The sequence below is a fragment of the Streptomyces sp. NTH33 genome (assembly GCF_003236365.1).
In the GTDB taxonomy this organism is placed as follows: Bacteria; Actinomycetota; Actinomycetes; order Streptomycetales; family Streptomycetaceae; genus Streptomyces.
This window is the reverse complement of sequence record NZ_POTZ01000241.1, coordinates 1-10,916: the sequence shown is the minus strand read 5'-3', so window position 1 is coordinate 10,916 and position 10,916 is coordinate 1. Positions and strand designations below refer to the sequence as shown.

The window sequence follows — 10,916 nt, the reverse complement described above, 5'->3', positions numbered from 1 at the left end:
GACCTCACCGCCGTCCTCGACGAGGAGCGCGACCGGCTCGCCCTCGCCCGCCCTCCCCGCATCGTCGTACGGCTGCGGCAACGCACCGACTGACCGAAAAACCCCAGACCCGGAGCCCGCACCATGACGCCGCGCCCCGCACTCAACCGCAGTCTGCTGGCCCTCGCCGGACTGGTCCTGCTCGGCGGCGGTCTGCTGATCCTCTTCGCCGGGTTCGACGTCTACCGGCGACACGATCTGGTCCCGCCCGTCGGCTGGCCGCTGACCGCCGCGAACGACGTCCTGCTCGGCTCCGCCGACCGGGCCCGCTGGAGCAGCCAGGGCTGGTGGTGGTGGCCCGCCGTCATCGCCGCCCTCGTCCTCGTCGCCCTGCTCGCCCTGTGGTGGCTGCTCGCCCAACTGCGCCGGCGCCGCCCCGGAGCGCTGCCCGTCGGCGGCACACCCCCGCAGGAAGGCGTCGAACTGCGCGACCAAGCGCTCGGCGACGCGATCGCCGCTGAAGCCGGTGCCCTACCGGGGGTTGAGCATGCGGCCGTACGCATCACTGGCCGACCTGCCCACCCCCGTACCCGCGTCAGGCTCACCCTCACCCCTCAGGCGGCGCCCGGCGCCGCCCTCGGTGCCCTCTGCGAAGGCCCGCTCCGAACCGCCCATCGGTCCACCGGCTGCCCGCACATGCCCACCGAGGTCCGCCTACAGGTCGCCCGCCACAAACCACACCGCGCGGAGTAAGGAGGAGACCGGCCCTTCCCGTGTCCGCCTCCTTGCGGTCTTTCGCAGTTCACAGGGGAACCGGCACTGCTCCCCAAGGGAGAGATCATGATCATCCTGGGCATCATTCTGCTCGTCGTCGGCTTCGTCACCGGGATAGCCATCCTGTGGACCATCGGGATCGTCCTGGCTGTCGTCGGGGCCATCCTGTGGGTCCTCGGCGCGATGGGACACGCCGTCGCCGGTCGACGCCACTACTGGTGATCGGGGCCGGGTCCGGCGAGCGGCGACGCGGGCCGAAGTCGGCAGGTGCACGTCGTGGACCCAGCCGAGGCGTTCGAGGAGGCGGATGAACGCGGCGGAGAGGTCGATCCGACCGCGGTCGACGCCGTGCCGGGCACAGGTGGGGTCGGCGTGGTGGAGGATGTGTCAGCTCTCGCCGAACGAGAGCAGGGCCGGCGACCACGGGTTGGTGGCCCGGTCGTGGCGACGGGACGGGAGCAATGGCCCGGTTGAATCGGGCGGCAGTTGCCCGCTGCTCCGGTCGGTCAGGCCGCGTCGGGAGTTCGCGTGCACAGTTTCTTCGTGAGGAGCCATCAGAGCGTCCACCGTGGCCACGGCGATGACGGACGGTGAGCGGCAGGGCAGTGGAGGAGGAACGGACCGGTCGGAGGGGTTCGGTGAGGAGCTTCTGGGGGCTCTGCCGGACCGGGGGCACGAGGTGCCGCCGCATCTGCTCGGTCCGCTCGTCGCGCGGCAGGTCGGCAGGCTCGGTGGTCGCGAGCCCTCGGTCTTCTTGCAGGACTATGGTCAGGTCCGGCTCGTGCCCCTGTCGGGCGACGGGCCCGCTTCCGGAAAACCGGTCTGCGACGGAGGTGTCAGTTCGGCGGAGACGGCGTGTCGCTGCCGGCGTCGATGTCGATGAGGATCTGTCCGGCCCCGGTGACGTTGTCGGCCCGGACGGCCCTGGCCATCGCGGCGCGTGCCGCGTCAGGCATCGTGTCCGGCGGGACTACCAGCAAGGAGAAATGGTCCCGGTCGCCCCGGGTGACGAGGACGGTGTCGTCACCGACCGGGTAGGAGTCGATGTGCACGACTCGGCCGTCGATCACCAGCCGTGTCGGCAGTGCGTCCCAGGCACTGGCGTCCAGACCTACGCGGGTGACTGGTCCGAGATGCTCGGCCAACGCGGTGATCAGCGAGGGGAGCTCGGCACCGATGTCCCGGGACCGCGGCCACCAGGCACCGTCCAGGATTCCCTCGCGCGCGTGTGTCGTCTCCAGCCTCAACAGAGCCGTCCCGGGGCTCATCGACTGGTGGACGGCGTCCGGCAGCAGCCTGGGAGTGTCGGGGGTGCCGGAGTCGGTCATGGTGTCCGCCCGCCCTTCGTATGCCGGTCGCACGCGTTGCGGCCGCACTGTCTCTGTGGACGCGGCTCAGCCGCGTTCTTCCTCTTCTGTCTCCAGCTGCCGGATCCCCTGGTGCGTCGGCGTGATCATCGCGGGCGTGCCACCCCTCGCCCAGTCGACGACGACCCGGCCTTCGCTCGCCAGATACGTACAGGCAGCGGCCAGATCTCGCTCAGAGATGCCGAGGTCGGTGCGGAGCTTCGCCCCGTCGACGCCCAGGAGTCGATTGCCCTCGGCGGCTTGGTACAGAGCCCGCATGATCTTCTCGCGGTGCATCTTCCGCTCGCGCAGTATCGCCATGACGCGCCGTCCCCTACCGCCCCCGGTCGAGCCGAAGTCGATGTCATCCGCGGTCGCTGTCGCGGTGGGGCGTGTCGGGGCGGTCGCGTTCACCACCGGCCGGCGGTGCCTCCGGGGCCGACGACCGATCCCCGGCAGAGCATCGCTGTAGTGGAAGGCGGCGATCCGTTTGTCGTGCTGAGCATTGAGCCGGTGGATCAGTACGAGTCCGACGGCGATCAGGACGAGCAGCGCGGCCACGGCGATGACAGTCATGGTCCTCTCACCTCCGTCGGCCGGCGGGCGAACGCTCTGTCGAGCCGATGGGCCGGGGCAGGGACGACGGCGGACCTGCCCCGCCGTCGGTCTCCCACGCTTCTTCCCGGCTTCGGGCATCGATCCTGTCCGCTGCTTCCTCCCGGCCCGGGGCATCGATGCCGTCACCGGCCATCAGCCGTGCGGCGGCATCCGCACTGGTTTCCGGCGGAATCACCAGCATGGCCCGGCGGCCACCGGCGGAGAAAAGGGTCAGCCTGTGAGGATCCTGCTCCTCGGTGGACCAGCCCACGTGTACGGTGCGCCCGGCGACGGACACCCAGCGCGGGATGACGGGCCAGTGGTCCGGGTTCACCGCGATACCTGTGATGCGGCCCCAGAGGGCGCCCAGTGCGGCTGTCAAGGGTGGCAGCTCGCGGGTGAGGGCGCGGGAGCGAGGCCACCACATGCCGTCCAGCCCGCCCGGCGCGGGCGTCAGGCACAGACGAACCGGCAGCGACGGCACGCGCCTGCTCGATGCCGTACGGTCGATGGTCACGGACATGGCGCGGACCTGCCCCCGGGCTCGTAAGGGCGGCCCGGCGTTGTCGATCGCCGGAAACGGCACCCGCAGCGGAGCCGGTGCGCGAAGAACTCCCGGTGCCTCCACACTACTCCGCCCGTTGACCCAAGAGGCCGTGGATGACCAGGTATTTTCCTGCCTCGGAACCTGGTCCCCGGCGCCCAGTGGCGCGCCGGGGCAGAGCCAGTCCTTGCGCTCAGCATGTCCTTGAGAGCGGATGACCGGGGTCGACGGAGGTGCGCTCCGGCCCCCAGCGGTCCGGCACCAGCCACGTCCGACCCCGGACGGGACAGCAGCCCGCACACAGTCCGCAGGACACCGTCCCATTACCAGGAGACCAAGAAGGCTGCCGCACACAGAGCCTGGACGAACCGGCGAGGGCCGCTTCCCCGGCCATGGGGCAGCGGCCCTCGCAGCATTTCTGACACGAAGTCAGAGAAGTGGCCGGGCGGTGCACACCCGGTGCACAGGACTTCCGCCCAGGTCGCCCGGCCCCGCTTCTCAGACGTCGAAGTACATCTCGAACTCGTGCGGGTGCGGACGCAGCTGCAGCGGGGCGATCTCGCCCGTGCGCTTGAGGTCGACCCACGTCTCGATCAGGTCGGGCGTGAACACGTCGCCCTGGAACAGGAACTCGTGGTCCTCCTCCAGCGCCCGGAGGACGGCCTCCAGCGAGGTCGGGACCTGGGCGACGCCCGCGTGCTCCTCGGGCGCCAGCTCGTAGAGGTCCTTGTCGATCGGCTCGGCCGGCTCGATCTTGTTCTTGACGCCGTCCAGGCCCGCGAGCAGCAGCGACGCGAAGGCCAGGTACGGGTTGCCGGAGGCGTCCGGGGCGCGGAACTCCACGCGCTTGGCCTTCGGGTTGGAGCCGGTGATCGGGATGCGCATCGCGGCGGAGCGGTTGCGCTGCGAGTACACCAGGTTCACCGGGGCCTCGAAGCCCGGCACCAGGCGGTGGTACGAGTTCACCGTCGGGTTGGTGAAGGCCAGCAGCGCCGGAGCGTGCTTGAGGATGCCGCCGATGTAGTAGCGGGCGGTGTCCGACAGGCCCGCGTAGCCGGCCTCGTCGTAGAACAGCGGCTCGCCGTCGCTCCACAGCGACTGGTGCACGTGCATGCCCGAGCCGTTGTCGCCGAAGATCGGCTTCGGCATGAAGGTCGCCGTCTTGCCGTTGCGCCAGGCGACGTTCTTCACGATGTACTTGAACAGCTGCAGGTCGTCGGCGGCGGCGAGCAGCGTGTTGAACCTGTAGTTGATCTCGGCCTGGCCGGCGGTGCCCACCTCGTGGTGCTGGCGCTCCACCTTCAGGCCGTTCTTCTCCAGCTCCAGGGAGATCTCGGCGCGCAGGTCGGCGAAGTGGTCGACCGGCGGGACCGGGAAGTAGCCGCCCTTGTACCGCACCTTGTAGCCGCGGTTGTCCTCCAGCGCGCCGGTGTTCCAGGCGCCGGCCTCGGAGTCGATGTGGTAGTAGGCCTCGTTCTCGGCGGTCCGGAAGCGGACGGAGTCGAAGACGTAGAACTCGGCCTCGGGACCGAAGTACGCGGTGTCGGCGATTCCGGTGGAGGTCAGGTACGCCTCGGCCTTCTTCGCCACGTTGCGCGGGTCACGGGAGTACTGCTCGCCCGTGATCGGGTCGTGGATGAAGAAGTTGATGTTGAGGGTCTTGTCCCGGCGGAACGGGTCCAGGCGCGCGGTGGACAGGTCGGCGCGCAGGGCCATGTCGGACTCGTGAATGGCCTGGAAGCCGCGGATCGAGGATCCGTCGAACGCCTGCTCCTCGTCGGGGTCGAACGCTTCGGCGGGCACCGTGAAGTGCTGCATGACGCCCGGCAGGTCGCAGAAGCGGACGTCGACGAACTTGACGTCCTCGTCCGCGATGAACTTCTTGGCCTCGTCGGCGTTCTGGAACATTCAGCTCCTCCTGCTCCCGACCGTCCCGCCGGGGTGGTAGATCGTTCGTGCTGCCGGTGCGGTGGCACACACTACGACCCTAGGCGTGGGTGATTTCCCGGGCGTGACCCGTTTGTTTCGCAGAAGTTAACCGGCCCGGGCGCGGGTCACGCCGTGGACACCCCGCCGGCCCCTCTCCGCCGAGCCTCGCAGTACGGTGGACGGGTGGACAACAGGCAAGCAATGGGATCATGGCTGTCGGGGCCGCGCGCGGCCATGGAGGACGCCGGTGCCGACTTCGGTTACCCGGGCGAACGGCTGGGGCTGCCGGAAGAGGGGTCGGGTTCGATCGCCCGCCCGGGCCGGCGTCTCGGGGCCCTCGCCGTCGACTGGGCGCTGTGCCTGCTGGTCGCGGACGGCCTGATCACCCGCGGGTACAGCCAGGCCACCGGCAACTGGGCGCTGCTCGTCTTCCTGGCGCTCGGCATCCTCACGGTCGGCTCGGTCGGCTTCACCCCGGGCAAGCGCCTGTTCGGCCTGCGCGTCCTCGCCCTGGGCACCGGCCGCGTGCAGCCGCTGCGCGCCGTGCTGCGCACGGTGCTGCTGTGCCTCGCCATCCCCGCCCTGATCTGGGACCGCGACGGCCGCGGCCTGCACGACCGGCTGGCGGGCACGGTGGAGGTGCGGATCTGAGTTCCCACGACGATGGGGGCGCCCGGAGTGTGGTCCGGGCGCCCCCATCGTCGTGGCCTTCGCGTGCGCGGCGTCAGCGGGCCTTCGGGCCGCCCTTCGGCATGCGCATGCCCTTCGGCATCGGCCCCTTCGGCAGCGGCATGTTGCTCATCAGGTCGCCCAGGGCGCGCAGCCGGTCGTTGGTGACGGTGACCTGCGGGCCGGTCAGCACGCGCGGGTACTTCAGCATGGTGGTGCGCAGCTTCTTCAGCGGGACCTGGCCCTCGCCGGTGCCGACGATCAGGTCGTGCACCGGGACGTCCGCGACGATGCGGTTCATCTTCTTCTTCTCGGCGGCGAGCAGGGTCTTCACCCGGTTCGGGTTGCCCTCGGCGACCAGCACGATGCCGGCCTTGCCGACCGCGCGGTGCACCACGTCCTGGTTGCGGTTCATGGCGACCGCCGGGGTGGTGGTCCAGCCGCGGCCGATGTTGTCCAGGACCGCCGCGGCGGCGCCCGGCTGGCCCTCCATCTGCCCGAAGGCGGCACGCTCGGCCCGGCGTCCGAAGACGATCGCCGTCGCGAGGAAGGCGAGCAGCAGGCCCAGGATGCCGAGGTAGACCGGGTGTCCGATCGCGAAGCCGATCCCGAGGAGGACACCGAAGGTGATGATGAAGACCCCCGCGAGTACCAGACCGATCCTGCTGTCGGCCTTGCGGGTCATCTTGTAGGTCAGGGCGATCTGCTTCAGTCGCCCGGGGTTGGCAGCCGTGGCTGCGCTGTCCTTCCTCGCCATGCCACGAAGTCTACGTGGCTCCACGAGCGGCCGACGACGGCAGTGCCCGTGCGGCCCGTGCGGCCCGTGCGGTCAGGGGCGGACGGCGGGGAACTGGTCGAGGACGCGCTGGGCCTCGACGCGGTCCTTGGCGCGGCGTCGGTCCTCCAGGACGGAGGTCCAGGCGTTGCGGCGGGCGGTGCGCTGGCCCCTGCTCATGAGCAGGGACTCGACCGCACGCAGTGCGTCGGTGAAGGACGGGATCGCGGTGGCGCGAACAGGCGCGGCCTGCATGGTGGAGGTCCCCCCTCGTAGCGGCTGCCGGGGTACGTGGCGTGAGTTCAGGGTCACTGACTGGTGTTACCAGGGCGTGACCGACCGGTCAAACACCGATGAAGCCTCGAAGTCGCGGGCCGGAAGGGGGACGCGGCCCCGACGGACGCCCTCATCTGCGGCGACGGTCGGGACCGCGTCGTATCGGCCATTACCGGGCAGTAGATTCCTGTGCCCGATTTCACACGCTTGCCCGCCCGCCTGCGGGGCAGGGGCGGTGACGGAGTGTCACCCGCCGTCAGACCGCCTGGGCGGCGATGTAGGCGCCCCGCTTCTCGACGGCCATCTGGTACAGGCGCCCGGCGCGGTAGGAGGACCGTACCAGCGGACCGGACATCACGCCCGAGAAGCCGATCTGCTCGGCTTCCTCCTTCAGCTCCACGAACTCCTGCGGCTTGACCCAGCGCTCCACCGGGTGGTGGCGCACCGACGGGCGCAGGTACTGGGTGATGGTGACCAGCTCGCAGCCCGCGTCGTGCAGCTGCCTGAGCGCCTCGCCGACCTCCTCGCGGGTCTCGCCCATGCCGAGGATGAGGTTGGACTTGGTGACCAGGCCGAAGTCGCGGGCCTCGGTGATGACCTTCAGGGAGCGCTCGTAGCGGAAGCCGGGGCGGATCCGCTTGAAGATCCGGGGCACGGTCTCGACGTTGTGCGCGAAGACCTCGGGGCGGGCGGAGAAGACCTCCGCGAGCTGCTCGGGGACGGCGTTGAAGTCGGGGGCGAGCAGCTCGACCTTGGTCCGGCCGCTCTCGCGCTCCGCGGTCTGCCGGTGGATCTGGCGCACGGTCTCGGCGTACAGCCAGGCGCCGCCGTCCTCCAGGTCGTCGCGGGCGACGCCGGTGATCGTGGCGTAGTTCAGGTCCATGGTGACCACGGACTCGCCCACGCGTCGCGGCTCGTCGCGGTCCAGGGCCTCGGGCTTGCCGGTGTCGATCTGGCAGAAGTCGCAGCGCCGGGTGCACTGGTCGCCGCCGATGAGGAAGGTGGCCTCGCGGTCCTCCCAGCACTCGTAGATGTTCGGGCAGCCGGCTTCCTGGCAGACCGTGTGCAGGCCCTCGCTCTTCACGAGGTTCTGCATCTTCGTGTACTCGGGACCCATTTTCGCCCGGGTCTTGATCCACTCGGGCTTGCGCTCGATGGGGGTCTGGCTGTTGCGGACCTCCAGGCGCAGCATCTTGCGTCCGTCGGGTGCGACTGCGGACACGACCGGCTCCCTAGCGATTGATTCTTCGGTGTCCCCCAGGGTACGCCGGGGGTTTTCCGCCCCCGCCGCCCCTACCCTTCCCGTCCCGGGGGCTGTGCCCCCGGCCCCCCGCTCCGGTCCTGACGGCCTCGGCCTCAGGCTCCGGACGGGCCGGCCTGCGCCGGCGTCCTCTCGATCTCCCGCGGCTTCAGCTCCGCGTTCTCCAGTACGTCCCTCAGGTGCCGCTCGACCACCGGCAGGACCTCCTCGATCGTCACGTCCCGGCCCAGCTCGCCCGCCAGGGAGGCGACGCCCGCGTCGCGGATCCCGCAGGGGATGATCTTGTCGAACCACTTGTTGTCGGGGTTCACGTTCAGGGCGAAGCCGTGCATCGTGACGCCCTTGGCGACCCGGATGCCGATCGCGGCGATCTTGCGGTCCTCGCGGCGCTGGCCGGCGTTGGAGGGGGCGTACTCCGGGCCGTTGAGCCGCGGGTCGAACTCGTCGTCGGTCAGCCGCGGGTCGAAGTCCAGCGCCAGGCCGCCCGGCGACGGCCGCTGCTCGACCGGGTCGCCGAGGACCCACACCCCGCTGCGGCCCTCGACCCGGGTGGTCTCCAGGCCGAACTCCGCGCAGGTGCGGATCAGGGCCTCCTCGAGGCGGCGTACGTGGGCCACCACGTCCACCGGGCGGGGCAGCTTCTGGATCGGGTAGCCGACCAGCTGGCCGGGGCCGTGCCAGGTGATCTTGCCGCCGCGGTCCACGTCGATCACGGGTGTGCCGTCGAGCGGGCGCTCGCTGTCCTCGGTGCGCCGGCCGGCCGTGTAGACCGGCGGGTGTTCCAGGAGCAGCACGGTGTCGGGGACCTCGTCCGCGAACCGGGCGGCGTGCACCCGGCGCTGCTCGTCCCAGGCCACCTGGTAGTCCACGGCCCCGGTACCGAATCCCCTGCGGATGAACCGCAACCCACTCACGGCAAGTGCCTCCCTGGAAGGTCGTAAGGCGCGAAATGCACCCACGCCACTGTACGTCCGGCCGACGGGCGTCAGCCTTGCGGGCAATCCTCACACGATCGGATGAATGGCTGGCGAAGGCTGCGACCAGCTGCTCACTCTCCGCTACATTCGCGCCGTCCATGGGGCCGTAAAGGCTGCTCACAGGCAATCTCCGGGCATCCACGCGGCGACGTGGGTGCCCGAAAGGCAGGAGACCGCACCGCAGATGACGGAACGACCCGCGCCGCGCACGCCCAACCGCCAGCTCGCCGCGCTCATCGCAGAAGCGGGATTCTCCAACGCGGGTCTGGCCCGCCGTGTGGACCAGCTCGGCCTCGAACACGGGCTCGACCTGAGATACGACAAGACGTCGGTCACCCGCTGGCTGCGCGGCCAGCAGCCGCGGGGCACCACGCCCGCCCTCATCGCGGAGGTCTTCACCCGGCGCCTGGGCCGCCGTCTGACCGCCCAGGACCTGGGCCTGGACGCCTGTGCGCCGGTGTACGCGGGGCTGGAGTTCGCCGCCACGCCCCAGGAGGCCGTGGACATCGTCGGCGGGCTGTGGCGCAAGGACTCCGGCAGCCACGCCGAGCTGCGCAGGATCGCCTTCACCCCGGCGGGGCTGGTCGTGCCCAGCCGGGACTGGCTGATCGGGCGGGCCGACGACCGGGTGGCCCGGCTCGAGGCGCCCGGCGCCCGGGGCCCCGCGCAGGGGCGGCCCGCCGCCGGGCCGGCGCTCGCGCCCGACCCGACGGTGCCCGTGATGCCCCGGCAGCGCGGCCGGGGCACGCCGGGCCCGGCCGAGCGCGAGACGGGCCAGAAGGTCACCGCCGGGGACATCGCCGCGCTGCGCTCGGTGGGCGAGCTGTTCCGCACCCTGGACGACCTGTACGGCGGTGGCCACGCCCGCCAGGCCCTGGTGCGCTACCTGGAGCACGACTGCGAGCCGATGCTGCGCGGCACCTACGGCGAGCAGACCGGGCGCCGGCTGTTCGGGGCGGCCGCCGACCTGACCCGGCTCGCGGGCTGGACGTCGTACGACATCGGCGCGCACGGGCTCGCCCAGCGCTACTTCGTCCAGGCGCTGCGGCTGTCCCAGGCCGCCGGGGACCGGCCCTACGGTGCCTACACCCTCGTCACCATGAGCCGGCAGGCCGTCTACCTGGGGCACGGGCGGGAGGCGGTGCAGCTCGTGCGGGTGGCCCAGCAGGGGCTCGGCAGCTCGGCCCCGGCCGCCGTGCAGGCGCTGCTGTACGCCGCAGAGGCGCGCGGGCACGGCGTACTCGGCGAGGTGCGCGCCTGCACCGCGTCCCTGGCGCGGGCCGAGCGCTGTCTGGAGGCCGCCCGGCCCGGGGACGAGGTGCCGTTCTGGGCGCGGTCCTTCGACGAGGCGCAGCTGGCCCACGAGTTCGGGCACTGTCACCGGGACCTGCAGCAGTACCGCGCCGCCGCCCAGCACGCCGAGCGCTCGCTCCAGCTGCGCGCCCCGGCGCACGCCCGCAGCCGCCTGTTCTGCCGGGTGGTCCTCGCGACCGCCCGGCTCGGCCTCGGCGACCTGGACCAGGCCTGCCGCCTGGGCGCCGAGGCGGCGGCCCAGGCGGCGGACATGCGCTCGGTCCGGGCTCTGGAGTACGTCAGGGACTTCGAACGCCGTCTGGAGCCGTACAAGGACGCCACCCCGGTGCGCACCTATCGCGACAAGGTCGCGGCCCTGGGCTGACCGCGGGTCCGCCGGGACGGTGTGTTCCGGTGGCCGGCCCGGGTGGGCCGCGGGGCGGGTGGTCGTGGCCCCGGCGCACCGGCCGGCGGGCCCGGCGGACCGCCGTGGCGG

The 10,916-nt window shown here is 71.4% G+C and carries 12 protein-coding genes and 1 pseudogene; 4 read left to right on the top strand and 9 right to left on the bottom strand.

Going from position 1 to position 10,916, the window contains the following annotated elements; genetic code table 11:
- The first annotated feature begins 123 nt into the window (after positions 1-123).
- Both C1I97_RS22030 and C1I97_RS40060 read left to right on the top strand, forming a co-directional pair.
- Positions 124-732 carry an alkaline shock response membrane anchor protein AmaP gene (locus C1I97_RS22030; protein ID WP_111004937.1) on the top strand — a complete coding sequence of 203 codons (609 nt, stop codon included), beginning with the start codon at positions 124-126 and terminating at the stop codon, positions 730-732.
- Positions 733-819: 87 nt separating this feature from the next.
- Entirely contained in the window at positions 820-975 is a 156-nt protein-coding gene (locus C1I97_RS40060; protein WP_181446853.1) for a DUF6131 family protein, read from the top strand.
- 12 nt (positions 976-987) lie between these two features.
- Here the strand turns inward: C1I97_RS40060 and C1I97_RS41635 are convergent.
- The 5 genes and pseudogenes from C1I97_RS41635 to glnA all read right to left on the bottom strand — a co-directional run.
- Positions 988-1,206 (bottom strand): annotated as a pseudogene (locus tag C1I97_RS41635) (acyl-CoA desaturase); the annotation flags it as partial.
- 383 nt (positions 1,207-1,589) lie between these two features.
- On the bottom strand, positions 1,590-2,081 hold the full coding sequence (locus C1I97_RS22020; RefSeq protein WP_111004936.1) for a DUF5994 family protein: 492 nt from the start codon (positions 2,079-2,081) through the stop codon (positions 1,590-1,592).
- A gap of 66 nt (positions 2,082-2,147) precedes the next feature.
- Positions 2,148-2,675: a hypothetical protein gene (locus C1I97_RS42500; protein ID WP_309147819.1), complete on the bottom strand. Its 528-nt coding sequence runs from the start codon at positions 2,673-2,675 to the stop codon at positions 2,148-2,150.
- A 7-nt stretch (positions 2,676-2,682) separates the two neighbouring features.
- Complete coding sequence (locus C1I97_RS22005; RefSeq protein WP_111004935.1) at positions 2,683-3,219, bottom strand: DUF5994 family protein; 537 nt, start codon at positions 3,217-3,219, stop codon at positions 2,683-2,685.
- 519 nt (positions 3,220-3,738) lie between these two features.
- The gene (gene glnA / locus C1I97_RS22000; RefSeq protein ID WP_111004934.1) at positions 3,739-5,148 is read right to left on the bottom strand and encodes a type I glutamate--ammonia ligase; all 1,410 of its coding nucleotides are present in this window, start codon (positions 5,146-5,148) and stop codon (positions 3,739-3,741) included.
- A 204-nt stretch (positions 5,149-5,352) separates the two neighbouring features.
- Here glnA and C1I97_RS21995 point away from each other — a divergent pair, with 204 nt between their 5' ends.
- Complete coding sequence (locus tag C1I97_RS21995) at positions 5,353-5,820, top strand: RDD family protein (protein WP_111004933.1); 468 nt, start codon at positions 5,353-5,355, stop codon at positions 5,818-5,820.
- A gap of 73 nt (positions 5,821-5,893) precedes the next feature.
- On the opposite strand, the gene C1I97_RS21990 is transcribed toward C1I97_RS21995, so the two are convergent.
- The 4 genes from C1I97_RS21990 to lipB form a co-directional block, all read right to left on the bottom strand.
- On the bottom strand, positions 5,894-6,595 hold the full coding sequence (locus C1I97_RS21990) for a DUF4191 domain-containing protein (RefSeq protein WP_111004932.1): 702 nt from the start codon (positions 6,593-6,595) through the stop codon (positions 5,894-5,896).
- 72 nt (positions 6,596-6,667) lie between these two features.
- Positions 6,668-6,868 (bottom strand): SCO2195 family GlnR-regulated protein, encoded by a 201-nt coding sequence (locus C1I97_RS21985; RefSeq protein ID WP_111004931.1) that lies wholly within the window; start codon positions 6,866-6,868, stop codon positions 6,668-6,670.
- Positions 6,869-7,145: 277 nt separating this feature from the next.
- The gene (gene lipA, locus C1I97_RS21980; RefSeq protein ID WP_111004930.1) at positions 7,146-8,111 is read right to left on the bottom strand and encodes a lipoyl synthase; all 966 of its coding nucleotides are present in this window, start codon (positions 8,109-8,111) and stop codon (positions 7,146-7,148) included.
- A 134-nt stretch (positions 8,112-8,245) separates the two neighbouring features.
- Complete coding sequence (gene lipB, locus C1I97_RS21975) at positions 8,246-9,064, bottom strand: lipoyl(octanoyl) transferase LipB (RefSeq protein WP_111004929.1); 819 nt, start codon at positions 9,062-9,064, stop codon at positions 8,246-8,248.
- Between the two features lie 247 nt (positions 9,065-9,311).
- Between lipB and C1I97_RS21970 the strand changes: the two genes are divergently transcribed.
- Positions 9,312-10,805: a regulator gene (locus C1I97_RS21970; RefSeq protein ID WP_111004928.1), complete on the top strand. Its 1,494-nt coding sequence runs from the start codon at positions 9,312-9,314 to the stop codon at positions 10,803-10,805.
- The last annotated feature ends 111 nt before the right edge of the window (positions 10,806-10,916 follow it).

Bases quoted from the DNA above. Each gene is read 5' to 3' on its own strand.
- C1I97_RS22030 (WP_111004937.1), top strand. From the start codon at position 124: ATGACGCCGCGCCCCGCACTCAACCGCAGTCTGCTGGCCCTCGCCGGA.
- C1I97_RS40060 (WP_181446853.1), top strand. From the start codon at position 820: ATGATCATCCTGGGCATCATTCTGCTCGTCGTCGGCTTCGTCACCGGG.
- C1I97_RS22020 (WP_111004936.1), bottom strand. From the start codon at position 2,081: ATGACCGACTCCGGCACCCCCGACACTCCCAGGCTGCTGCCGGACGCC.
- C1I97_RS42500 (WP_309147819.1), bottom strand. From the start codon at position 2,675: ATGACTGTCATCGCCGTGGCCGCGCTGCTCGTCCTGATCGCCGTCGGA.
- C1I97_RS22005 (WP_111004935.1), bottom strand. From the start codon at position 3,219: ATGTCCGTGACCATCGACCGTACGGCATCGAGCAGGCGCGTGCCGTCG.
- glnA (WP_111004934.1), bottom strand. From the start codon at position 5,148: ATGTTCCAGAACGCCGACGAGGCCAAGAAGTTCATCGCGGACGAGGAC.
- C1I97_RS21990 (WP_111004932.1), bottom strand. From the start codon at position 6,595: ATGGCGAGGAAGGACAGCGCAGCCACGGCTGCCAACCCCGGGCGACTG.
- C1I97_RS21985 (WP_111004931.1), bottom strand. From the start codon at position 6,868: ATGCAGGCCGCGCCTGTTCGCGCCACCGCGATCCCGTCCTTCACCGAC.
- C1I97_RS21970 (WP_111004928.1), top strand. From the start codon at position 9,312: ATGACGGAACGACCCGCGCCGCGCACGCCCAACCGCCAGCTCGCCGCG.